Origin of the sequence: Pseudodesulfovibrio sp. S3 (genome assembly GCF_004025585.1) — a bacterium.
In the GTDB taxonomy this organism is placed as follows: Bacteria; Desulfobacterota; Desulfovibrionia; order Desulfovibrionales; family Desulfovibrionaceae; genus Pseudodesulfovibrio.
Genome location: NZ_QTZO01000007.1, coordinates 79,379 through 104,010, shown reverse-complemented (window position 1 = coordinate 104,010; position 24,632 = coordinate 79,379). Strand labels below are relative to the sequence as shown.

20 protein-coding genes are annotated in these 24,632 nt (G+C 58.5%); 6 read left to right on the top strand and 14 right to left on the bottom strand.

What is annotated here, in order from left to right; translation table 11 throughout:
- Positions 1-39: 39 nt before the first annotated feature.
- Both DWB63_RS09995 and DWB63_RS09990 read right to left on the bottom strand, forming a co-directional pair.
- On the bottom strand, positions 40-1,236 hold the full coding sequence (locus DWB63_RS09995) for a trehalose 6-phosphate synthase (RefSeq protein ID WP_128328693.1): 1,197 nt from the start codon (positions 1,234-1,236) through the stop codon (positions 40-42).
- A gap of 10 nt (positions 1,237-1,246) precedes the next feature.
- Positions 1,247-2,659 carry a DUF4140 domain-containing protein gene (locus DWB63_RS09990; RefSeq protein WP_128328692.1) on the bottom strand — a complete coding sequence of 471 codons (1,413 nt, stop codon included), beginning with the start codon at positions 2,657-2,659 and terminating at the stop codon, positions 1,247-1,249.
- A gap of 261 nt (positions 2,660-2,920) precedes the next feature.
- On the opposite strand from DWB63_RS09990, the gene DWB63_RS09985 reads away from it, so the two are divergent.
- Positions 2,921-3,901 (top strand): diguanylate cyclase, encoded by a 981-nt coding sequence (locus DWB63_RS09985; RefSeq protein WP_128328691.1) that lies wholly within the window; start codon positions 2,921-2,923, stop codon positions 3,899-3,901.
- A 112-nt stretch (positions 3,902-4,013) separates the two neighbouring features.
- Here DWB63_RS09985 and DWB63_RS17300 read toward each other — a convergent pair whose 3' ends face one another.
- From DWB63_RS17300 to DWB63_RS09950, 8 genes are all read right to left on the bottom strand, one after another.
- The gene (locus DWB63_RS17300; RefSeq protein ID WP_164879842.1) at positions 4,014-4,178 is read right to left on the bottom strand and encodes a hypothetical protein; all 165 of its coding nucleotides are present in this window, start codon (positions 4,176-4,178) and stop codon (positions 4,014-4,016) included.
- Between the two features lie 228 nt (positions 4,179-4,406).
- Positions 4,407-5,069 carry a helix-turn-helix transcriptional regulator gene (locus tag DWB63_RS09980; RefSeq protein WP_128328690.1) on the bottom strand — a complete coding sequence of 221 codons (663 nt, stop codon included), beginning with the start codon at positions 5,067-5,069 and terminating at the stop codon, positions 4,407-4,409.
- Between the two features lie 233 nt (positions 5,070-5,302).
- Positions 5,303-7,504 (bottom strand): ribonuclease R, encoded by a 2,202-nt coding sequence (gene rnr, locus DWB63_RS09975; RefSeq protein WP_128328689.1) that lies wholly within the window; start codon positions 7,502-7,504, stop codon positions 5,303-5,305.
- Positions 7,497-8,660 (bottom strand): tetraacyldisaccharide 4'-kinase, encoded by a 1,164-nt coding sequence (gene lpxK, locus DWB63_RS09970; RefSeq protein ID WP_128328688.1) that lies wholly within the window; start codon positions 8,658-8,660, stop codon positions 7,497-7,499. The genes rnr and lpxK overlap by 8 nt, the downstream gene beginning before the upstream one ends.
- A gap of 157 nt (positions 8,661-8,817) precedes the next feature.
- The gene (locus tag DWB63_RS09965; protein WP_128328687.1) at positions 8,818-9,552 is read right to left on the bottom strand and encodes a Bax inhibitor-1/YccA family protein; all 735 of its coding nucleotides are present in this window, start codon (positions 9,550-9,552) and stop codon (positions 8,818-8,820) included.
- Positions 9,553-9,673: 121 nt separating this feature from the next.
- Positions 9,674-10,111: a YccF domain-containing protein gene (locus DWB63_RS09960; protein ID WP_128328686.1), complete on the bottom strand. Its 438-nt coding sequence runs from the start codon at positions 10,109-10,111 to the stop codon at positions 9,674-9,676.
- A 57-nt stretch (positions 10,112-10,168) separates the two neighbouring features.
- Positions 10,169-11,320, bottom strand: coding sequence for a YibE/F family protein (locus DWB63_RS09955; RefSeq protein WP_128328685.1), 1,152 nt, complete (start codon positions 11,318-11,320; stop codon positions 10,169-10,171).
- Positions 11,321-11,385: 65 nt separating this feature from the next.
- A complete protein-coding gene (locus DWB63_RS09950; RefSeq protein ID WP_128328684.1) occupies positions 11,386-12,858 on the bottom strand; it encodes an alkaline phosphatase in 1,473 nt (490 codons plus the stop codon).
- Between the two features lie 434 nt (positions 12,859-13,292).
- On the opposite strand from DWB63_RS09950, the gene DWB63_RS09945 reads away from it, so the two are divergent.
- The gene (locus DWB63_RS09945) at positions 13,293-14,066 is read left to right on the top strand and encodes a class I SAM-dependent methyltransferase (RefSeq protein ID WP_128328683.1); all 774 of its coding nucleotides are present in this window, start codon (positions 13,293-13,295) and stop codon (positions 14,064-14,066) included.
- A 266-nt stretch (positions 14,067-14,332) separates the two neighbouring features.
- Entirely contained in the window at positions 14,333-15,256 is a 924-nt protein-coding gene (gene trpS / locus DWB63_RS09940) for a tryptophan--tRNA ligase (protein ID WP_128328682.1), read from the top strand.
- A gap of 137 nt (positions 15,257-15,393) precedes the next feature.
- Here the strand turns inward: trpS and DWB63_RS09935 are convergent, their stop codons facing one another.
- The 3 genes from DWB63_RS09935 to DWB63_RS09925 are packed head-to-tail and all read right to left on the bottom strand — an operon-like array spanning position 15,394 to position 18,281.
- Positions 15,394-16,323 carry a calcium/sodium antiporter gene (locus tag DWB63_RS09935; RefSeq protein ID WP_128328681.1) on the bottom strand — a complete coding sequence of 310 codons (930 nt, stop codon included), beginning with the start codon at positions 16,321-16,323 and terminating at the stop codon, positions 15,394-15,396.
- 36 nt (positions 16,324-16,359) lie between these two features.
- Positions 16,360-17,430, bottom strand: a complete 1,071-nt coding sequence (locus DWB63_RS09930) for a tRNA(5-methylaminomethyl-2-thiouridylate) methyltransferase (protein ID WP_128328680.1) — start codon at positions 17,428-17,430, stop codon at positions 16,360-16,362.
- 56 nt (positions 17,431-17,486) lie between these two features.
- Positions 17,487-18,281: a transporter substrate-binding domain-containing protein gene (locus DWB63_RS09925; protein ID WP_128328679.1), complete on the bottom strand. Its 795-nt coding sequence runs from the start codon at positions 18,279-18,281 to the stop codon at positions 17,487-17,489.
- Positions 18,282-18,620: 339 nt separating this feature from the next.
- Between DWB63_RS09925 and DWB63_RS09920 the strand changes: the two genes are divergently transcribed.
- From DWB63_RS09920 to alaS, 3 genes are all read left to right on the top strand, one after another.
- The gene (locus tag DWB63_RS09920) at positions 18,621-19,088 is read left to right on the top strand and encodes a bacteriohemerythrin (protein WP_128328678.1); all 468 of its coding nucleotides are present in this window, start codon (positions 18,621-18,623) and stop codon (positions 19,086-19,088) included.
- Positions 19,089-19,292: 204 nt separating this feature from the next.
- Entirely contained in the window at positions 19,293-20,342 is a 1,050-nt protein-coding gene (gene recA, locus DWB63_RS09915; protein WP_128328677.1) for a recombinase RecA, read from the top strand.
- 88 nt (positions 20,343-20,430) lie between these two features.
- Complete coding sequence (gene alaS / locus DWB63_RS09910) at positions 20,431-23,082, top strand: alanine--tRNA ligase (protein ID WP_128328676.1); 2,652 nt, start codon at positions 20,431-20,433, stop codon at positions 23,080-23,082.
- Between the two features lie 84 nt (positions 23,083-23,166).
- On the opposite strand, the gene DWB63_RS09905 is transcribed toward alaS, so the two are convergent.
- Entirely contained in the window at positions 23,167-24,354 is a 1,188-nt protein-coding gene (locus DWB63_RS09905; protein ID WP_128328675.1) for an MFS transporter, read from the bottom strand.
- Positions 24,355-24,632: the final 278 nt, after the last annotated feature.

Here is a 24,632-nt window from a genome sequence, read left to right as displayed (position 1 = left end):
GAAAACTCCTTGGATTTATCTGATTCCTCGCTGTCCGGGTTAAAGGGTACCCAGAATAGTCACCAATATATCGGGTTCGGGCACGATCAGCGCTGCGTCCGTCAGCCCGAGGACTCTTTTTTTCAGATCTTCATTCTTCGTCACGTAGACGGCCCTGGTATCCGGGGCCAACTCCAGTGCAGCTTCGAGCATGGGAACATCGGAGCCGGTATCGCCGCAGACCAGATGGGGTCCGTGGGACATCCCCAGATTCAATTCGCCATTCAGGAACTTCACACCGTCACCCTTGTCGAAATCCTTGAGCCCGTCACCCGAAGTTTCCACCGTAAGGATGATCTCCACGTCAAGACCGGTGTCCTCGATACGGAAATTCCGCTCATCGGGATCAAGGGCGGCCACCAGGGATTCGAGCATCTTGGCGAACGCCTCGGATTCGGCCTGGGGAATGGACTTGCCGATATCCTGCCGGGCCACGGTGGATTGGCCGAACTTGAACTGGAGACCGGAACCGATGAGAGTGAATTTCTCGTACTCCGGGCGTCCGGTCAGTTTTACAAGTTGTTCGTTGAGGGCATTGATGGCCGCCTGCTTTTCCTCGGAAATGGGCAGCCGCCTGATCCGGCCTTCCAGGTCAAGGCATTCACGCCCTTTGGAAGCCGCGTAATACATCTCGCCTTCGGGATTGACCGATATGTCAATCAATCCGTCCAACGGTGCCGAAGTCAAAATGACCGGCTGTCTGGCCTTGTTCCGGGCAAAACGGGTCAAAAACAGTGAATTGTAAATGGATTGTATGGAGGTCAGATAGCGGGCGCAGTAATTGTTGATGGTCCCGTCACGGTCCGTGATGAAGCAGTTGAAATCAACCCCCTGCAACAGATCGCGCCCCGCCTGCACCTGACCCTCAAAGTCGGGATACAGGTCGGACAAAAGGTCGAGGAACGTATCCTCCCCCTCTTCCAGATAAAACAAATCCTTGCGGGTTTCGTTGATTTCATAATCCATGTCCAGCCCGATGGACCGATCCCGGTCCAGGGAGAGCACTTTCCTGCCATCCGCCTCCGGCACGTCCTCCAGCGAGGAAAGCACATTGGTCAACGACACCACGTCATCGTCCGAGACAGTGCCCCCGTTCAGCAAGGCTGCAACGGCCTTGCACCGCACCACGCGGGATGCGGCCATGAGGGAATAAAAATCCTTGAGCGTCTTCAGTTCCACAGGTTGGATTACTGACATGCATCCTCCATTAATACTCCACTCTGACTGTGTAGTTGACGACCTTTTCCTGTTTGCCGGTCGTCGACTGAATCCCCTTGAGATCGAACTCTATGCTTCCGGCATCCTTCATGACATATTCCGTATCGGCACTCAGCACCTTCCACTGTCCCGAAAAACCTTCCACGAGTTTCAAGTCCTGTGACACACCCTTGCCGTTCTTGACGGTGATCTGCCACCCCACCTCATAGACGTTCTTGCCTGTCCGGGTGAACTGTGTCTGAACGCGCTCCACGGTCATATCGAAGGAATTTCCGAGCACGAGGCGGACTTCGCCTCCGTCGGCCACGTGGGAGATACGGGATTCGCCCGCCAGCAGATGGCTCCCGTCCGAGGTGGGCATGAACACCCTTATCAGACCGGCCGGCATGGGACGGCCCAGATGATTTTCCTTGGTGTTCTTGAAAACAAGCGCCGATTCCACGCTCTGCTGCATCTCACCGGAGAACTGGCTTCGTCCGGTCTGGTACCGGCTGGTCAATTCGGTTTTGACAGAAATACCGGCCGCCGAAAACAGGTTGACCTGCTTGGAGCCGTTGGGCGGCAGGGAGATATATCTATCGAATTTGTAGACATGGTATTGGGAAAAGGATTCCTCGGCGGCGTTCATGGACGGCGCCGCCCCCATGGCGCTTTCGTCCATGGCCATCATCGGCTGGCTCCGATACAATTTCGGCGATTCGGCCCGTTGCACATCGCCCGCCACCAGACGCACATCGGCACCGCTGAAACCGTGACCCGACCCGTTGGTGATCGTGGCCCAGGCGTCCATGACGGCATTTCCACCCTGCTGGCCCACGGTCATGGTATAGTCGGTGCGCCAGTCGATGCCATCCATGAGGTAGCTCAGCAAAACATTTTTCCTGCCTTTGACCGAACTGTCGGTGGTCAGGGTCAAGGTCGGCTCGGCATCAAAACCCTTGGGCATTTCGGGCAGCAGCACCGCTTCATAGTCGCCCACGTAAATTTCCTTGCCCATGGCAAAGATAGGCCGATCCTCATTGGAGAGGAGCTTGGCCTGGCGAAGGATGCGCGCATTGGCATCCGCCGGGTCCGGCAGGATCACGGTCAGATCCTTGCCCACATAGGCATCCAACAGGTTCTTGGCGGTGATGGAATGAAAGGCGTACTGAATATCCTGAACCGTCATGTCCGGGGCCGATGCCCGTATGGAAGTGGAGTCGAGAGTTGCGGGAATGTCGTTGAAAATGACCGCAGCCGGTCCTTCCGGCAACGTCACCACGCGGGTTTCTGCCACCTGGGCACGGCCGGAATTATAAACGGCGATAAATGCACCGCTCCCCCATGCCTGACCGGAAAAAAGAACAAGAATGCCGAGAACGGTAGGCAGGAAATGGACTGAAAAAAAATATGGCCGAGTCATCAGACCTCCGGTTTTGTTGATATTCGGGTTTAAACACAGCTAACAGTTCTTACCTTGTATGATACACAGCCAAGTGCTTCTTTGCAAAATAATAACAAACATTCTTACGGTTCACAGTTATTCCAAAAAGCACACGGGAAAGGCGGCATTCGCCGGCCTTATGCCAAGCCTCGTTTACCGCCGGATAAACGCCTTTTTATTGGAGTTGCAGCATTTCTCATCTCGCCAATGCCGGGGTTTTCTGATACCGGAAGGAGCACTATGAAGATTCTCATCGTTGACGATTCCGGCCCCATTGTGGACCAACTCACCCTGATCCTGAACAGCGCGGGGTATACGGATATTATTGCCGTAAGAACGCTGGACCATTCAATCCGGACCCTGGATGACGCCATCGCCAACGAAACCCCCGTAGATCTAATCCTCATTGATCTCGACAATCATGACACCGACGGAATAGCCGCTACCCTGACCATCAAATCCCATCGGGAATTCGAAGACATCCCGATCATTGCCATCACAGGCGAAAACAGCACCGACATCCTTGACCGCGCTTTTGCCGCAGGTGCTTCCGATTACATCGTCAAACCCGTAGGCAAGACCGAACTCCGGGCCAGGGTCCGCTCGGCCCTGCAACTTCGCCGGGAAATGATCAAGCGGTTGCAGCGTGAACATGAATTGGAACGGCTCGCGCGCAAACTGGAACGGATGTCCAACCTTGACGGACTGACCGGCCTGGCCAACCGGCGCTGTTTCGACGACACCCTGATCCGTGAATGGGTACGAAACGGACGCGAGGATCTTTCGCTGGGATTGCTGATGATCGACATCGACCACTTCAAACATTACAATGACGCTCTCGGACATGTGGACGGAGATGCCTGCCTGCGTGCCGTTGCCGATGCCATCAATACCGCAACGAACCGCCCCGGCGACCTGGTTGCCCGTTACGGCGGCGAGGAGTTCGCCATCATCCTGCCCGGCACCAACTACGAAGGGGCCAAGGTTGTGGCCGAAAAAATCCACACCAATTTGTCCGAATCCTGCATCAACCACCCCAACTCCCGGGTGAGCTGCACGGTCACCGTATCCATAGGCGTTGCCTCCGGCATCCCTACCTGCGAGACCACGCCGGAACATCTCCTCAACGCCGCAGACCGCGCCCTCTACCTGGCCAAGCAATCCGGCCGGAATCGCACGGAATCCATCTGCCTTCCCGACCCAGAAGAACTCCGACAGTAGCCTATCGATAAGAGACAAGGGCCATGCGCTCCGGGGAGTTGCGCACGACCCTCATCAACAGGGATACTATGCACACGCCCGCAAGGTTCAGGCGTGTACGAGGAAATTTCGGTTATCTCAGGAAATGAATGGAAAGGTAGCTGCCGCAACAGGGGCAGACCTTGACCGGGGAAACCACGCCCGACTCTTCATTGATGATCGCTTCCCAGGGAATGAAACCGTCAAGGGTGTACTGAACCATCAGCCTGTGACCGCACTTGCAAAAACGTTCCTGCATGACTCTCTCCTTGATATGTCGCACCGGGTAGGTGTCGTTCCTTTAGACTCAACGTGACTATTTAATAAACAAGTATCGCTTCTTTTGTCAACTATTTTTTTACAAAATGTATTTCTTTTTCAAACAACTCGTCGCACGACAAATAAAACCCTTTTATTACAGCATAATAAAAAACGGCCCCCGCAATACAAAACACTGCGAGGGCCGTTCATCCGATATGATGTTAGTCTAACGATACTCTCTTGATGCCCACAGCACCTGGCCGATCACGCGCACGTTATCCAACTCGTCGCCGGACAGGTGGATGGGGGAGTAGTCCACGTTATCACTCCGCAGCACCAATGTTCCGGGCAGCCGCTCCACCCGTTTGACCATGACGGTGTCCTCCACGCCCACGGCGTAGATACCGCCGGAAAGCACGGCAGAGCGAGACTGGTCTATAAGCACCAGGTCCCCTTCCTTGATCTCCGGTTCCATGGAGTTTCCAATGACTTCCATGAGCACCATGTTGGCCGGATTCCCTCGCCGGTTCAGCCAATCCGAACGGAAGGAGTAATACCCCTCGACCAGCCCTTCGGTCTCGAAGGACCCGCCACCGGCGCAGAGCCGGGCGCGCACCTTGGGTATCTCCTCATAACAACTGCCGTCATCCGCAGCCGCAGCCACGGCAGCCTCGGGCCGGGGGAAACCCTTGCCCTGTTCCAACCACAGCGGGTTCAAGCCGAACCGCGCCGACAAATCCAGAATCCAGCGGGCAGGCACAGCATCCTTGCGTTTGGCCAAGGATACCGCAGCCCGCCCCACATCCAGCTCACGCGCCAGTTGCGACTGGTTCTTGATCTCCGTCTCCGAACAAAGCCTCTTGAAGAAAGCCTCGAATCCGTTACTCATTGTTGCGCCCTAGTTAATAGATTGTTGCTCTATGGAAATAATGTTTACTTGAAATTGACTTTTGTGTCAACCACAGAGTTTCCCCGCACAGAACTGCTTCCCCCCTGCCTCAACGAAGGTGGCACAGTCCAACGAACAGGCCGCAGCGCATTGTGCGGGGACAAAATGTTTGGAAAAAGGTGGGAATGGAGCCGGAGGAAGAAGAATCACTTCCCCCGGCTGTCGAGACAAATCTAGATCAAATCCTTGTAATCCATGGCTGCGGCCACCACTGACTTCAGGGTGAAATTCAGCTCCAACCGTTCCAGATTGACATCGTCGAGCACCACCTCCACGGCCTGACCCAGGGCAAAGGCGCGCCCGGTGCGTTCGCCCACGAGCATCTCGCGCTGGGGCCAATAGGTGTAATAATCGTCGTCCATGGTCGAGAGCCGGACCATGCCTTCGGCCATGACATCCTTCAATTCCACGTAGAAACCGTAGTCCGTGATATGGGAGACCACGCCGTTGAAGGATTCCCCCACCTTGTCCCGCATGAACAGGATGGTCACGCGCTTGAGGATCTCGCGCTCGGCATCCATGGCGACCCGTTCGCGGCCGGAGATATGGTTGGCGACATTTTGCAGCTTTTTCTGACCCGTGACGGGCTGAGGCGCTGCCCCTTCCACGCCCATGAAAAGCGCCGCCTTGACCAGTCGGTGCACAACCAGATCGGCATAGCGCCGGATGGGCGAGGTGAAATGGGCATACTCCTCGCTGGCCAGACCGAAATGCCCCTCGTTGTCCGGCGAATACTTGGCCTGCTTCATGGAACGCAGGAGCATCCGGTTGACGATGTATTCCTTGTCCGTGCCGCGCATGGAGGCCACCAGCATCTGGAGCTTCTTGGGCGTGATTTCCTTGGGCATGACCACGGATTTGTCTGTGCGTGAGAGCAACCGGAAAAGATTCTTGAGCTTTTCCTCATCAGCCGGGGGGTGGATGCGGAACAGGCACGGCAACCCACGCTCGATGAGAAAGTGGGCCACGGCCTCGTTGGCCGCGATCATGAACTCCTCAATGAGCTGGTGGGCGAAATTGCGCTGCTTGGGCCGAATATCCGAGGTCTCGCCGTGAACATCGAAGAAAATCTCAGGCTCGGGCAGGTCGAAATCCAGTGACCCGCGTCGGGAACGCAGGGCATTGATCTTGCGTGCCAGCTCTTCGGACAATTCCAGCATGGGGAGCAGCTCCGGGGCAATCTTCTTGCGGGCCGTCTCGTCCTTGTCGATAATCGCGTCCCTGACCAGCGAATAGGTCAATCGGGCATGACTGCGGATGACAGCCGGAAACAGCTCGGCCGACCGGGTGGCACCGGACCCGTCAGTGTCCATGCACACGACCATGGTCAGCCGCTGCACGTCCGGATTGAGCGAGCACAGACCATTGGACAGCCGCTCCGGGAACATCGGCTCCACGGACCGGGGGAAATAATAGGAATTACCGCGCTCCAGGGCTTCCCGGTCAAGGGGCGACCCCTCTGCCACGTAATGGGCCACATCGGCAATGGCCACCCACAGGCGGTACCCCTTGCCCTTGCGTTCCACCAGGATGGCATCATCGAAATCGCGTGCCGTGGCCCCGTCAATGGTCACGAACTGTTTGTCGACAAGGTTTCTGCGCCCCTTGAAATCACTTTCCAAAGGCTCTGTGGGCAATCCCTCGGCCTGATTCAGGGACCCTGACGGAAACCGGATGCGGATATTGTGGTTGGACTTGACCAACGCCTCCTGCACCGCGATATCAGCCTCTTCCCCAAGCCGTTCCACGATCTCCCCTTCCCACATGGTCGCGTCGACCTTGTTGCCGGGCACGCACAGGGCGATATCGCCGGGCTTCAAGTCCACGACGCCGTCCTTGAGGGAGGAAATGATGCCGAACGCGAGCCTCGGGTCGGACGGCCTGCACAGCCAATGCCCCCCGGTCATCTGCTTGAACACCTTGACCGGCAGGGTCTTGCGGCCCCGCTCCAGGACACGGACGACGCGTCCTTCGGCGCTGCGTCCGGCCTTGGGTTCGCCCACGACCGCGACCACCACCTTGTCGCCGTGCCATGCTTCTCCAAGGTCGCGCTGATTGACGAAGACGTCCTTGCGCCGGGAGTCTTCCGGCACCACGAACCCGAATCCCTGGCGCTGGATTTCCAGCCTTCCGGTAAGGCAATGCATGGACTCGGCCAGGCCGTATCCCCGCCGGATGCGGATGAGCTTACCCTGCTGGACCAGCGCATGAAGCATGCCCTTGACCTCATGCTTATCCTTTTTCTTGAGCCTGAGCTGGCGGATGACCTCGGCCCTGGCCATGGGCCGCTTGATCTCCTTGAACAGCTTGAGAAGAACACTCGGGGACAGGGGCGGTGAGCTCGGTCTGGGTTGGCTGCGTTGCTTTTTAGTCATTTTCGGTATCCCCGTTTGCAGATGTTTTTTTCTCGGGCCAGCTCCGCCCCCGGAACTCGGCCTCATAGGCGGCCCGATCCTCACGGCGCAGATTAAAGGCGTCATAACGACGGTCCCACCACGTGGAAAAAGGCGTGTCCACGCCGATGGTGGACGGGCCGAATTCCAGGCGCAGATCGAACTGCCAGAACTCGTTGGTGCTCATGGCTCCGAACTTGACCGCGTCCTTGGGCGTGCACAGGATGGCCCGGCAACCCAACTTCCTGGCTGTCTCGGATATCTCCAAAACGTCGTGCTTCGTATAGAAATGATGATCCCTGAAAACCATGTGCTTGAGAGGAGCATAACCGAAGTATGCCATGGCCGTGGCCTTGACCTGAGCAGGGTCGCCCACGCCCGTGACAAGCAGGTATTGGCCGCCGCCGAAATCACGGGCGGTTTCACCTCCAAGCACCTTGCGCAGGCCCGTGGGCATGATCTGAAAGCTGAACACGGGCTTGTTGAACCGCTCCAGGCGGTGTTCGATATACGGTTTGAGGGCCGCAAACCCCTTGGGACCGATCTTGAGCAGGAACGCATCGGCCCGCTCCAGTGCGGCCACGGGTTCACGCCAGGTGCCGGCCGGGATGATGCTGTTCCATCCACCCCTGACGTCCTCGGGCTTGAGCAGAACGAGATTCAGGTGCCGCTGCACGGCCATATGCTGGAATCCGTCATCGAGGATGATCAGTTCGGGCTTGAAATTCTTCATGACCATCTTGCCTGCGCGGGTCCGGTCGGGGTCCACCACCACCACCGCCTTCTCATGGGCACAGGCAAGCATGAGCGGTTCATCCCCTGCCTCTTCGGCCAGTGCGCCGGGCTTGACCACATAGGGGAGGGAAACTGGTTTTGCCCGATATCCCCGGGTGAGCAGGGCCACTGGAATGCCTTGGTTTTCGGCCCAGCCGAGCAGCCAGTCCGCCAACGGGGTCTTGCCGGAACCGCCCCACCCGATGTTGCCCACGGACACGGTCAGGACGGGCGCTTCCCAGCGGGGCAGAAGGCCGCGGCGGTAGAGATCCGCACGCACCTGCATGAGACCGCCGTAAAGCCAGGAAACAGGCTTGAGCAAGGGTGCCAAGGTATGCTGCAGCGCGGTTACTGATTCGGACATGGTCCTCCATGGGGAACGTTCATCACCCATATTCATACGTGGCTCTCACTCCGGTGGCAAGCAGGTCGACATCACATTTTCGGGAACCCACCGCCATCCAAAGAGAAAGGCCGCACCCGCCAAGCGGATGCGGCCTTCAAGTACAGTGTCGTCGAAACTACCTGCGGTTGCCCATGAGTCTGAGCAACATGAGGAACAGGTTGATGAAATCCAGGTACAGGGTCAAGGCACCAAGAATGGTCCCGCGCCGGATGGCGGCGGTGTCGCTCATGGGCACGTTCTCTCCCATGGTCTTGAGCTTCTGGGTGTCGTAGGCGGTAAGCCCCAGGAAGATGATCACGCCGATGCAGGAGATGGCAAAGGCCATGGCAGAACTCTGCAGGAACATGTTCACGACCATGGCGATGATGATACCGATCAGCCCCATGAAGAGCAGACTGCCCCAACTGGTCAGATCCTTCTTGGTCAGCAGGCCATACAGGGACATGGCCCCGAACATTCCGGCGGTGATGACGAAGGTGGCGGCCACGGATTCGGCGGTATAGGCCAGCAGGATCGGGGTCAGGGTCAGGCCGTTGAGGCCGGAATAGAGCAGAAACAGTGCGGTGGCAGTGCTTGGGGACATGCTGCTGATGCGCGCGCCAAGGTAGAACACAATGCCCAGTTCGGCAAAGAGCAGGATGAAGACCATCGTGGACATGCCCACCGCGCCTGTGGCCGGGTTCACGGTGAAGAGCATCTGCATCAGAGCCTGGGACTGGGTGACGGCAAAGGCCACCAGAGCGGTCAGGCCAAGGCCAGCGCTCATCCAACCGTAGACACCGCGCATGAAGACGTTGACGACTTCCGCTTTGGTGGCGCCTGCCTGTTGCATGCTGGGATACTGAGACATTGGTATTCCTCCGAATTGATTATCTGCTTTGGCCGGGGATATCCCGACGTTGTCCTTATCTAATCAGCTTTTGGTTCGCTGGCAAGGGGGTGCACCCGTTTGCACAACGATGCGTCCGGCCTCAACCGTTCACCCGAACGCCATACAGTCGTTCGGCTTCCTCCACCGTGACCGAGGTCATGCCGATGGGGGCCAGGGTGGCGCCGGCCAGTTTGAGATGCTGCCAGCCCCAGGGGATGCCGAGAATGGTGATGAAACAGCCGAGCGCAGCCAGAATATGCCCCAGACAAAGCCACCAGCCCGCAAAGACGAACCAGATGATGTTGCCGATCACCCCCCAGTCCGAGGTGCCGACATCCTGTTGGCCGGTCACGAGGTCCCGGCGGACCAGGGTCCGCCCGAACGGGATCAGGGCAAACTTGGCGATGACGAACGCGCTGCGCGCCCACGGCAGGCCGATAATGGTGATAGCCAGCAGACACCCGGCCAAAAACCAGCCGAATGCCATGAACAGGCCACCGATGATCCACCAGATCAGATTCCCCAGGATCGAAAGCATATTCTACTCCTTGCTGTTGAATTCCTGACATGGTGTTCGCCTATCAGGGCGATTTCGTCAATGCCGAAGCGCGCCTTGCGGCGTTTCCCCGCCCACCAGCAGCAGACTGCCTACCAGGGCGGTGAACGGAGCCACGGCAACCAGACCGAAACTGCCCACCAGGGTCTTGAGAACTTCAGCAGCCACGTAGATGAAATTGAAGGTGGAATCAAGCGGGATGCCCTGGGCCATGAATGCCATGAGCAGTGTCACGTACCCGCCGGAATAGGCCAAAAGCAACGTCGTGGTCATGGTGCCGACAACGGCCCGGCCCACACGAATGCCGGACCAGACGGCCTCAGTCCGTGAGATGCCCGGCTTCTTATCCACCACCTCGCTCATGGCCGAAGCCACGTCCATGGCCAGGTCCATGACCGCCCCGCTCGACGCCAGGAACACGCCCGCCATGAAGATGCGGGTCAGGTCGAGGTGGCCGTACCCGGCATACAGCAGGGTCTCGGCAAAGGGCATGACCGCCCCGTGCACATGAAACTTGCCGGTGAAAAAGACCGCCAGGGCGCAACTCGAGACCACGCCGAGAAACGCGCCGACAAACGCGGTCAGGCCGGTGCGGTTCACGCCCGCCACCAGAAAGATGATCACCGCGCTCAGGAGCGCCACCACGGACAGGGCCAGCCAGACCGGGTCCACGCCCTTGAGCAGGAGCGGGACCAGCACCTTCCACAGGACCATGCCCGTGAACACGAAGGAGAGCAGCGCCTTGAGTCCGGTCATGCCCCCGAACAGGAGGAGCAATCCGGCGAACAGGCCGAGCAGGAGCAGTTCCAGCCCGAGGCGATAGTGGGCCTGCGGGTTGGCATAGATGACACGGCCGTCCTCGCCGAGGGTCAGGACAACGTAGGCCGTATCCCCGGGTTTGAAGAGCTTGTCCCGGTCCAACTGTCCCATGAGCTGATTGTGGGCGTCGAACTCCTCGCCCTTGAAGGGGCCGTCCAGAATCTTGAGGGTCACGCTCTGCTCGCCCGAGAGAATGAGCCCGAGCCGCATGATATTGTCGTCGTCCACGTGCAACACTTCAGCGGTGCAGCGGACGGCCTCCTCATCCTTGTGGCTCTCGAATCCGGTGGGCAAAAAATAGAGGGCCGTGGCCAGAACGGTAAAAACGATGACGAGCAGCCTGTCGCGGGTCTTCCTGTCGGGTGAATACATGGGCACCTTGAGTAATGCGGGCGAACCGGATGGACCGGCCCGCCCGCAAATGGAGTTTCTGTGGGTTAATTGGCGGCGATCCGGACCTTGCCGGATTCAACGTACTGCGGCTGGGCCTGAAGGCCCATGGAGGACATGATCTTGGTGGCGATGTCCACGTTGTCATAGTAGCCGTTGAACTGCTCGGAACCCACGCCGATGGCGGAGGTGGACACAGGCACGCCGGTATGCTTGTAGGAAGTCCAGGCAAGCCCGGCCTTCTGGTTGAGCAGATGCGTCAGGGTCACGGACAACGGGTCATAGTCACCGTAGAGCAGATACTCGGCACCCTCGGCCTTGGCCTCGGCTTTCATGGAACGGGCAAAGGCGGTCTTGAGTTCGTCGATCTGATAGTCTGCCAGGACCAGGATATCCTTTTTGGGATCACCGGCGAACTTCAGGCCGAAGTTCTTGGTGATGACAGGCTTCATGGCCTCGAAGTCGCCGCCGCTCTTCCTGAAGTCGGCCATGACCTCATCGGTGAACTTCTGGAAAGAGATCTTCTGGTTGCCAAGAACCTCATAGTTGCTGCCGTACTGGGTACCGGCGAAGCCCAGGGTCAGGCCGCCGCATTCGTGGTCGCCGGTGACGACGATCAGGGTGTCATTGGGATGCTTCTTGTAAAAATCCAGCGCCTTTTGCGCGGCCTGATCAAAGGCGATGGTGTTCAGGATCGAGGCCGCGGCATCATTGGCGTGACAGGCCCAGTCGATCTTGCCACCTTCGACCATCAGGAAAAAGCCCTTGTCGTTGTCGAGCATCTCGATGGCCTTTCCGGTGAATTCAGGCAGGGTAATGTCCTTGTCCGTCATGTCCATGGAATAGGGAAGGGCCTGGGCGTCCTGAAGCCATGCATTCCAGGCGAGCACCTTGCCGTCGCCGGGCTTCAGCGCCATGAATTCCTTCTTGTCGGAAACGATCCTGTAGCCGTTGGCCTTGGCCTTTTCCAGGGCATCGCCGAGGGGAGCCTTGGACTTCTTGCCGGTCGGATCGACCATGCCGCCGCCTGCGAAGAAGTCAAAACCGGACTCGGCCAGGGCACAGTCGATTTCGTGATACATCTTGCGGGTCTTGACGTGGGCGTAAAAGGCGGCCGGAGTGGCGTGGTCAATGGACACGGAAGAGACGATGCCGACCTTCTTGCCCTGCTCCTTGGCCATTTCGGCCAGGTTTTTGACCGGCTTGAAGTCCGGGTCCATGCCGATGTAGTTGATATTGGTCTTGACGCCGGTGGCCAGGGCCGTGGCGGACGCCGCCGAGCCGGTGATGAACCGGTCATTGGCAAAGGTGGTGGTCACACCCTGCGCGGGCATGGAATCGATGGCCAGTTTCTTGCCGGTGTAGGCGGCTGTAGCGGCGCGCTGGGGCAGCCCCATGCCGTCGCCGATGAACAGGAAGACATACTTGGCGCTCTCCGCATAGGCATTGCCGACCATGAACATCATGGCGACAGCCAGCGCAAATGCGCATTTCACAAAAACTTTTTCCACTTTCAACATTCTCGACCTCCTAAAGTCGTATGGTTTGTTTTCTCCACAGATACCTACGCCCAAGAAGTTACATTAGCGTGTTGTCGTGTGAATAAAGCGTCAAGGAATTGTGACAAATAGGTCGCATGTTCACAAGGGGTTGGCATAATCCATCTCCAAATCAAAGCCTCACACAACAAGCCGAATTCCGACCATGCGCTCACACTTGAGGATGCCCGCACTTTGATTGCTACACCTTCAGGAAGTATATTACGCATTTTTTGTTGTCTTTTATCAATACCCAATTTAAAAAAAGGCACGCAATGTGCCACTCTATGCCGATTGTTCAAACGACCGGGAAAAATGAGAACATCGCCGCATGGCTTCTACCCCAATGCAAGGCAGCGGGCCTCACAGGACTGGGAATGTCCGGCCATGAAAAAACCCAATAAGGTAACCGCCATATGAACGTTGTAGATCAAAAAGACACGAAAAAGGATTTCTGGGACCGAAAGGCCAGAACCTTTCCGCGTTTCGAGGAAGGGGAACACACCTACGAGGCAGGCATCCTGAACAGGATCAGGAAGCATGGCGTGGACTTTCGCGGCAGCACCGTACTGGACGTGGGCTGCGGCAGCGGCATGTACACCATCCGTCTTGCCAGGGAAGCACGCCGGGTCACCGCCCTGGACATCTCACAGCAAATGCTGGACTTCCTGCGGCAGGACGCCGTCACCCAGGGGCTGGACAACATCGACTACGTGCGGTCGGAGTGGATGGATTTTCAGAGCGATGCAACCTACGACATCGTATTCTGCTCCATGACGCCTGCCATCCAGAGCGACGAATCCCGGTTCCAACTTCTGCGCCATGCAGGACGTTGGACTGTTTTCATGGGGTTTGCCGGAGTCATGAACTCCCAAATAATGACCGGCCTGTACGAGCACTACGACGTCACGCCCAAGGTGTTCACCAACGGCACGGACATGCGTTTGTGGCTGGAGGACCACTCCATTCCCTACACCCGATATCCGGTGGAAGGAACATGGGTCACACCCAAGAGCCTGGAGGCCAGGATGGATTCGTGCGCCACCTTCCTCAGCCAATACGGCGTGACCCCGGACCAGGATCATCTCAAGGAGTATCTGGCCCGGTTCGAAGAAGAACCCGGCCAGTATGTGGATCGGACGGACTACAAGATCGATTTGCTGATCTGGAACGCTCAGGCCGATTCCTGATCGCCAGGCCAAAACCTGGCCCAGACGGGCAGTCCGCCGCTTGACAGCCTGTTCGGCAATCCGTTAAAGCCCGAGACATGCATTTACAAGCACAACACACAACACGGCGCTGGTGGCGTACTTCCTCAAATATGCCAACAGCATAGCGAACTGATTAACGCAAGCTGTCGGCATTCTTGGTCGGCGGCATGGGCTTTTAGGGCCGTCGGCTTATCCGACGGCCCTTTTTTCATGCATTTTCAAGCCCTATGAAAGGAGCCACAACAATGGACAGAATTCTGACCGGGGAACGAACAACGGGCAACCTGCACATCGGCCACTACTTCGGTTCGCTGGAATCCCGGATCGCGTTACAGGACGAGTACGAGACCTTCATCATCCTGGCGGACATGCAGGTCCTTTACGATCACCTGGACGACGAGAAGGGCAAGGCCATCCGCACCAACGTATATCAGGCCCTGCTCGACAACCTGGCCGTTGGGCTGAACCCCGAAAAAGTCACCTTCTTCGTGCAGAGCGAAATCCCCGAACTGGCCGAGTTGACCATGTTCTTCACCTTCCTGGTCACTGTCGGCCGGGCCAAGCGGAACCCCACGGTCAAGGCGGAGATGGAGCAGGCCGGAACCAGCTATGAGCACATGAACCTCGGTTTTCTCTCCTTTCCGGTGTCCCAGGCGGCCGACATCCTTCTGCCCAAGGCGAACCTGGTGCCCGTGGGCGAGGACCAGATTCCGCACATCGAACAAACCCGGGAAGTCGCCCGCCGGTTCAACACCCTCTTCGGCGAGGTCTTTCCCATCCCGGATTACCTGGTCTCCCGGTTTCCCCGGCTTCCGGGACTCGACGGCAAAAACAAGATGTCGAAGTCGCTGAACAACGTCATCAACCTCACGGACGACGAACCAACAGTGAATCTCAAGATCAAAAAGGCGTATTCCGGCGAAGGGCACGTCCTTTTCACGTATGGCAAGCTGTTCGGCGTGGAGCCCGATGAGCGCATGGGGATCTTCAAGCCCGCCCTGGCGGAAGGCGTCAATGCCTTTCTGGAACCGATCCGCAATCGCCGCAAGGAACTGGAAAAAGAGCCCGGCTTCCTGCGCGAAATCCTGAACAAGGGCCGGGACAGGGTCCGGGAGATCGGTGCCGAAACCTTGGACGAGGTAAAAACCCGGATGGGAATGGTCTACTAGCGAACCGTCGAACAACCGCGTTTCCGCGAAAAGCCCCCGCATGTTTTTCACATGCGGGGGACTTTTCGCGGCGCACCCATTCCCCGGACGGCCTCCAAGCTCCAAACGGACTGTCGGCCTCCACGGGGAAAATTTCGTCAGCCCATGAAATCGTGCGCCCACCGGGCCAGATTGATCAGGATGAGCAGTGCGCCTTCAAAACGGGTAAGCCGCCAGCCCGTGCGCAGCAGGATGAGCACCAGCCCGACCATGCCGACCAGAAGGATCAATCCGCTTGAAGCCTCGGGAGAGACAGGCAACGGCTTAAGCAGACAGGTCAGGCCGAGCACCCCCGCGAAGTTGAAGAAATCCGAGCCGATGAGGTTGCCAAGGAGCATCTCGTTCTTGCCCTTGACCGAAGCTGCCAGACAAGTGACCAGCTCGGGCAGGCTGGTGCCGGCGGCCACGATGGTCACGCCGATGACCCAGGAGGAAACGCCCAGTTCCGTGGCAATGGAAGTGGCTGCCGTGACCATCAGGTGACCGCCCAAGGCGATGGCCACGAACCCGCCGATCAGAAGCACCCCGTCCAGCCATGAAGCGACCTTGCCCCTGGTTTCCTCCAACTCCTCCTCGCCCACGGCCTCGCGCTTCATGCCGAGATAAACCAGATAGCCTATGAGCAGGGCCACGAGACATCCGCCGAACACACGGCCCAATTCGCCGGTAAAGGATACGGCCAGGATACCTGCAGTGGTCAGGAAGAGCAGCACTCCGTCGCGGTAGACGATGGTTCTATTGGAAACCAGCGGCTTGATTATGGCCATGAGACCGAGAATGAAACCCAGATTGAAGATATTGGAACCGACCACGTTGGAAAGGGAGATATCGTTCTGCCCCCGGAAGGCCGCATTGATGGTCACCAGGAATTCCGGCGCAGAGGTGCCGAGCGCCACGATGGTCAGACCGATGACCAGCTCTGACACGTTGAACTTCCGGGCAATGAGGGCTGCCGAAGTGACGATCCAATTGGCGCCGAACCAGAGCAGCAGAGCAGAGGCGCAGAAGGTGATGGCGTCTATGAACATTGGTATACCTTATGTGATGGGCGGGACAGGTGCAACCTATGCCCCGGTTTCGGTCCGTTCTTTCTTCCAAACCTTGACGATTTCGGGCTTGGGCTCGGCCCAGGAAAGATTGGTCTCGCGAAAAGGGGCCACCTCCACGGTCTCTGTGGAACCATGCCTGCGGACAGCCACCCGGACTTTCGCACCCGTGGATTCAAAATGTCTGCGCGCCTTGCCCGAGTAGGAACTGATCAGGGCGGCCGCATCCAGTACAGCCTCGGGCGGCCAGTCGCCTTCCACGGGACGGCCCACGGCCAGGGGGCCTGGATAATCCACCAGCTTGAACACGTAGTCGGTCGGCTCCACGCAGGCCGCGATCAGGTCGTTGTCCTCGGCAGTCCGGCCAAAGGTCAGCCAATGGCTGTCGGCCCAGTACTGCCGTCCTGCGCGGGCCAGGGAAAAATCACCGGGAGACGGGCGGTCACGATGGGTCAGCAGCTTGACGAACCGCGCCGCGCCAGTGGCCTCGGTCAGACAGCAACCGCCCGCCGGAGTGGGGATTTCAGTGAATCCGTAGTGGGCGGCCAGCTCATACTGCGGTTTGCGACCGCGTCCGGCCAGGGCATGGAGCTTGTCCCGGTCCACCAGACCGGACTCCTCCATGGGCGTGGGATTGAGATTTTTCGCGCTCAGGGGGCGCAACAGCACGTCGCGCACCTGCGCCCGCTTGGTGATGAGGTTGAGGGCATCGGGCCGCTGGCTCATGGGACGCTGGCCCACCACTTCGCCGGAGACAAGGAACTTCGCGCCGCATTCCGCAAGCATGGACTGGGCATGTTCAAGCATGATGATCTTGCAGTCGATGCACGGGTTGAGCCACTTGCCGAAGCCCTGGGACGGGCCGTCCAGCATCATGTTCACATACTTTTCCCGGATGTCCACCTCCACCACTTCCACCCCGTAGTGATCCCGCCAGAACGGAATCAGTTCCGGCTTGCCGAAAAAGGGCGTGACAAAGTGCAGGCCCAGAACTGTCAATCCCTGGTCCATGATGGTCCGCATGGCCAGGATGGAATCCAGGCCGCCGGATAAAAGCGCGAGTGCGTCGTAGTGTTTTCTTTCCGCCATGGGAGGGACCAATATGTGAGATCAGGTCCGAGGGCAAGCCTTATGACTGGGGCGGACTACCGGACACCCGACTCTTTCAGGATCGCATTGAAGCGGTCAATGAATGCATCCGGGGACAGCCCGTGGTTTTCGAAATACTTGCGGGATATGGGCGTACCAAAGGCCCGGTCCTTACCTATTTTCTTGGGGCAGGGATAAATATCGTCAAATCGGGGCGCATGCTTCGCCTTGAGATAATAGCCCACCTTCAAGTCGCTGATGAACATGTCGATGCGCCCCTCGGCCGCCATCTGGAAATGGTTCAATATGGGACTTTTGCCCACTGCGAATTCGAGAACAAAAATCCCGGTTGCCACGGCCTCGTCCCAATTCGCCCCATAGGAATACCCCAGGCCGACCCCGATCCGAAGTCCGGCAAGATCGTCGTAGTCCTGCCAGCAGTTTTCCATGTTGCTGCCTTTTTTCCAAAGCACGGTGGAAATGCGATAGACCGGATCGGAAAACTGCATGTACCTGGACCGCTCCTCGCTGATGGCGCAGGGAAGCATAATCGATAAGTCTCCATGCCGCATGCTCGCCAGGCAGCGCTTGAACGGCAGGGCAACGAATCTGGGCGCATACCCCATGGAGACGAGCACCTTTTCGACGGCCTCAACGGCCTGGCCCTGCCACTTGCCCGAATCGCCGACGTACGCATAGGGTGGATGGCTCCACGCCGCCACCTCAAGAACCTGTCCCTGAGCCCTGGCCGGCACAACGAAAAGCCAGACAGCGATAACGGCCAATACCACCGCTTTTGCGGCCCGCCCCCTCACGAGCGGCAGCATTCGTCCTTGCTTCATAAAATTCATACTTTATTCTATATGTGAATGCAGACATCCGGTCAATTCATCTTCCCCAATCCTGACTTTCCGGCACCATTTCCCCGGCAGTGTTGCCGGATATCCTCCGCAAGGACTTCCACTCCGCACCACTCCCCCAAAATGGAATCCGAACCGCCATCCAGAAGCGTGAGTGCATCCATTGTATGCTTCCCGCCTTGAGCGGGGCCATCAAGCGGGATCGGAACCGATGGCATACAGTATGGGAAGTCCGAGCTCGGGCTGTCTCGACCTCAGCCATTGAACAAAGTCCGAAGAGTGTGGTATTATGGTACATACCGTTTTGAAAGCCGACAATCAGGAGAGACCATGACCCCATTGCAGTGGAGTGACGAACTCAGCGTAGGTGTTCCCTTGATCGACCAGCAGCACAAGGAGCTCATTCGCATCGCCGTTATGACCCTGGATGCCATGAAGCGCAACGACGGCAGGGAGTACATAGACACGGTCATAAACAAACTCCGCGAGTACACGGTGTTTCACTTTCGGTACGAAGAAGAACTCATGGAGGATATGTCCTTTCCAGAGCGGGCAGAACATGAGCAGGAACACATACGGCTCAAGAATGAAGTGAAACAGTTCCAACGCGAACTCTACCTGCGAAACGACCTTTCGCCACAAACCATCCGGGAGTTCGTCAAGGACTGGCTTATCACGCACATCCTCACCTTCGACCGCAATCTGGCCAAGTTCATCCACGAACGGGAAGCCGAAGATGAAGCCACGAAAACCAACAAATCCCAAAACGATAACGGTGACGTCCCGCCGCAGGAATAACCGGCTGCAAGGCCCCGACGGCATGGGATGATTCCATGCCGTCGGTACCCGTCTTCCACGCCGCCATGCCGACCAGATACGAGCAAGCCACTGCACATTCAAACCATTTTCCCCTTATAGATGAGTGTTGCCCACGACAGACGTATCTGGTATCCAAACGTGTTGCTCATTTGTTGCCGCCCGTAAATCCCGGAGGATGACCATATGGCCCGTAAAGCCGTTGATGCCGATGCCTTGCGCAAAGAAGCGCTCGGCACCGCCCTGACCACCATTGAACGCAAGTTCGGCAAAGGCTCGATCATGCGCCTGGACGGCGATGCGTCCCACACCATACCCGCCATCCCCACCGGTTCCATCGGCCTGGACATTGCCTTGGGAATCGGCGGCGTGCCGCGCGGTCGCGTCATTGAAATTTTCGGCCCGGAATCGTCGGGCAAGACCACCCTGGCCCTGCACATCATTGCCCAGGCCCAGAAGGCGGGCGGGGCAGCGGCCTTTGTGGACGCGGAACACGCCCTGGACCCCGGCTACGCCAAACGGCTCGGCGTCCAGACCGATGACCTGCTCATCTCCCAGCCGGACTACGGCGAACAGGCCCTTGAAATCTCGGACCTCCTGGTGCGCTCCGGCGCAATCGACGTCGTGGTCATCGACTCCGTTGCCGCCCTCATTCCCCAGGCCGAACTGGAAGGCCAGATGGGCGAGACCCAGGTGGGCGGCCAGGCCCGTCTCATGTCCCATGCCCTGCGCAAACTGACCGGCACCATCCACAAGTCCAACTGCGTGGTCATCTTCATCAACCAGATCCGCATGAAGATCGGCATGACCGGCTACGGCAACCCCGAGACCACTTCCGGCGGCAACGCGCTCAAGTTCTACGCCTCCTGCCGCCTGGACATCCGCCGCATCCAGACCCTGAAGGACAAGGAAGAGGCCTACGGCATCCGCGCCCGCATCAAGGTGGTCAAGAACAAGGTGGCCCCGCCCTTCAGACAGGCCGAAGTGGACGTTCTCTACGGCGTGGGCATCTCCCGCATAGGCGAGATCATCGACATGGGCGTGGAAAACGGCATCATCGAGAAATCCGGTTCCTGGTTCGCCTTCGGATCGGAAAAACTCGGCCAGGGCAAGGAAAACGTCCGCGCACTGTTGCAGGACAATCCGGATCTGGCGGCCTCCATTGAAGAGAAGCTGATGGCCCATCTCGGCTACGGGGACCTGCTTGTCGAAGAAGCCGGAGACGCTGGCGAATAGAGTATTTTTAAGCCCGACGAAAACGCCCCGTGCCATGCGTCCGGGGCGTTTTTATTCGGAGATCACTTCCTTTGGAGAACATTGCACGATGAAAGCCAACGAAATCCGTCAACGGTTCCTTGAATATTTCCGGAGAAATTCCCACACCATTGTGGAGTCCTCGCCGCTGACCCCCAAGGACGACCCCACCCTGCTCTTCACCAACGCAGGTATGGTCCAGTTCAAGAAGCTTTTCCTGGGCCAGGAAAAGCGCGATTACGTCCGGGCCACCACCAGCCAGAAATGCCTGCGCGTGGGCGGCAAGCACAACGACCTGGAAAACGTGGGCCGCACCGCCCGCCATCACACCTTTTTCGAGATGCTCGGAAACTTCTCCTTCGGCGACTATTTCAAGGAAGACGCCATCAGATTCTGCTGGGAATTCCTGACCGAGGAACTCAAGCTCGACAAGGAACGGCTGTATATCACCATATATAATGATGACGACGAGGCCGGAGAGCTGTGGCAGAAGGTGGCCGGAGTCCCTGTCGAACGCATCTACCGCCTGGGCGAAAAGGACAATTTCTGGTCCATGGGCGACACCGGCCCCTGCGGCCCCTGCTCCGAGGTCCACTTCGACCAGGGCGAACACGTCGGCTGCGGTCCCGACTGCGGCATCGGCAAATGCGACTGCGACCGCTACCTGGAAATCTGGAACCTCGTGTTCATGCAGTATGACCAGGCCGAGGACGGCACACGCACCGATCTGCCCAGGCCGAGCATCGACACAGGCATGGGCCTTGAACGCATCGCCGCCGTGGTCCAGGGCGTGGCCTCCAACTACGAGACCGATCTGTTTCAAAGCATCATCCAGTTCACCGCCGATCTTGCGGGTGTGAAATACCGCCAGCCCGGTCCCGAAGGCCTTGAGAGCGACACCGCGCTCCAGGTCATTGCCGACCACTCCCGCGCCATCGCCTTCCTCATCCCGGACCAGGTGCTCCCCTCCAACGAGGGCCGGGGCTACATCCTGCGCCGCCTGATCCGTCGCGCATACCGCTTCGGCAAGCTCATGGGGCTTGAAGGCTCCTTCCTCTGGAAGACGGCCTCCAAGGTCGTGGACGACATGGGCGGCCACTACGCCGAGTTGAAAGAGACCCGCGATTTCATGATCGAGGTGGTCAGGGGCGAGGAAGAGGGCTTTGCCAAGACCCTGGACAAGGGCCTTGAAATGCTCGAAACCGAACTGGCCGAACTGAAAAAGGCCAAGATCGCCGTTGTTCCCGGCGAGACGACCTTCAAGCTCTACGACACCTACGGTTTCCCCATCGACATCGTGCGCGATGTGGCCGAACAGCACGGCATGGGTGTGGACGAAGTCGAATTCGACAGGTTCATGCAGGAACAGAAAAAGCGGTCCAAGGCGGCCTGGAAAGGGTCCGGTGAAAAGGACGTGGCCTCCATCTTCCAGACCCTGCTCGAACAGGACGTCACCTCCGAGTTTTCCGGCTACGAGACCATGGCCGACCAATCCGAGATAGCCTACGTGCTCACTCCCGAAGGCCGGGTCGTGGACGCCCTTTCCGAAGGCGATTCAGGCTGGCTGGTAGCCACGGTCACGCCGTTCTACGGCGAATCCGGCGGCCAGGTGGGCGACACCGGCGCCATTGTCGCGCAGAACGGTACGGCGGACGTCCTGGACTCGGTCAAACCGTCCCAGAAACTCACCGCCCACAAGGTGGTGGTCACGGGCGGCGAACTGAAGGCGGGCGACTCCGCGTTCCTGAACGTGGACCGGACCCAGCGTCTGGCCACCCAGCGCAACCACACGGTCACCCACCTGCTCCACGCCGCGTTGCAGCAGGTGCTGGGCGACCACGCCAAGCAGGCGGGCTCCCTGGTCGGCCCGGATCGGCTGCGCTTCGACTTCACCCACATCAAGGGCCTGTCCGCCGATGAGATCAATGCGGTCGAGGCCATCGTGAACCGGAACATTTTCGACGCCATCCCGGTGGAACGCAACGTCATGTCCATCGAACAGGCCCAGGCCAAGGGCGCCACGGCCCTGTTCGGCGAAAAATACGGCGACACCGTGTCCGTCATAGAAGTCCCGGGCGTGTCCATGGAATTCTGCGGCGGCACGCATCTGGACAATACCGGCATTGCCGGGTCGTTCGTCATCACCAGTGAAGCGGGCGTGGCCGCTGGCATCCGTCGCATCGAGGCCGCCACCGGGCATAACGCCGTGGCCTACCTCAACGAGCGTCGCACGGCCGCAGCCGAGGCCGGAGCCCTGCTCAAGGCCCAGCCCGCGGACCTGCCCAAAAAGGTCAAAGACCTTCAGCAGCAGGTCAAGGACATGGCCAAGGAGATGAAATCCCTCCAGGCCAAACTGGCATCGGGCGCAGGCCGCGACATGATGAGCGAGGTCGAAGAGATTAACGGCGTCAAGGTGCTGGCCCTGGAGCTGGAAGCCCCGAACATGGACGTCATGCTGGAGCAGATGGACGCCCTGCGTTCCAAGATCGACTCCGGCATCATCTGCCTGATCGCATCCCATGAAGACGGCAAGGTCTCCGTGGCCCTGGCCGTGACCAAAGACCTCCATGGCCGGTTCAAGGCGGGCGAACTGATCAAGCCCGTGGCCGGAGAAGTGGGCGGTGGCGGCGGCGGCCGACCGGACATGGCCCGCGCAGGCGGCACGGATGCATCCGGCATCCCCGGCGCCCTGGTCAAGCTGAAGGAACTGATCGCAGGCTAAGCCCACAATTCCCAGAATATCAAAAGCCCCCTGCACCCTTTGGCGCGGGGGGCTTTAATATTGCCGAAGGAAGAGGCGCTCTCGTCACGCCACGTTCATGTCTTCGTGCGGAGGCTGATAGTTCCGGAGCAGGACCATTACCACGGCGCAGCCCACGCCGATCAGCCCGGCTCCGACAGTGAACACCGAGGCTATTCCCCATGCGTCAAAAATGATCCCGGACAGGATGGGCGAAACGATCATGCCCAAACTGTATGCCGCGTCTGTCACGCTCATGAGCGAGGCCATGCCCATGTCCTTCCCGAGATACCCGGTGATGACCAGGCTGCCCGGCAAGATGAGTCCAGTGGAAAATCCCATGAGGATATTCAGGCCCAGGATCGGATAAAAGGCGGCACTGAAGGGCATGCTGAAGACCGCCATGGTAACGCCCAACATGCCCAGTATGACCACGATCTTGGGATTTGTCCGATCCGCCAGCCTGCCCACGGGCCGCTGCATCATGGCGATGAGAAACACGTTGGCCGACAGGATGACGCCGAACTGCGACCCGGACATGCCGACCTGCAAGGCGTAGATGGGCAGGAAAGAATACACCGCCCCCTGCCCCGAAGCGCAGAAAAAACGCATCAAAACAATGGCGAATGCCGTCTTGTTCTTCAATATCTGGACAAAGGAAGCCGTACCCTGCTTGCGGATAACGCCACCGCTCTCCTCATCCGAAGGAACAAACAGCGCAACGAAAATGGCTGTGGCCACTGAGAGCACGCCCAGGCTGTAGAAGGCCGCGTTCATGCCCAGATGCTCATGGATCAAGCCCCCCAGGGACGGTCCCACGCCAAGCCCGATCATGGCCGCCATATTCAAGGTACCCATATAGGAGCCAAGCTGGCCCTTGGGTGCAATGTCCGCAGCCAGGGCCATGGCAATGGGCACGACCAGCAACGAAGCGAAACCGTGCGCCAGGCGGACAAGGATCAGCCCCTGCACGTTGTCGGCCAACACATAGGCGCAGGATACGACGGCATAGAGGGCAAGCCCGAAAAGGATGAAATGTTTTCGCCCCATTCTGTCGGAAAACCGCCCGACAAAGGGAGAGCACACCGTACGGGAGATGTTGAAGCTGGCGATGATCAGACCGACAAGAAATCCCCCGACACCCATTTCAGCGGCGTAGACCGGCATTATCGGCCAGATAATGCCGAGGCCGACCATGGCCACCCCTACGGAAACAGAGAGAAAAAACAGCACGGTGGCCGAGTTGGTATTCATTACGCTTTTATCTCAAATCCGATGAATATTCTGTCTGTTTTCAGGGCAAGAGGACAACGACATGTACATACAATTCAACCTGTACGAGGCTCCGCACTACCACGCTCCTCACCGCATGCAAAGCACTTGTTTGCGGCTTCCCCGACGCAGGGAGTACGCACAAAATGCTTGTGGACCTTGTCCGTTTCATGTAAGTACCTTTTCCCGGTCTGAACCACCGACTTTGAAGGACACCCCCCGTTACACCCTGTCCTTCCTTGCCAGGCGGTCTGATCGCG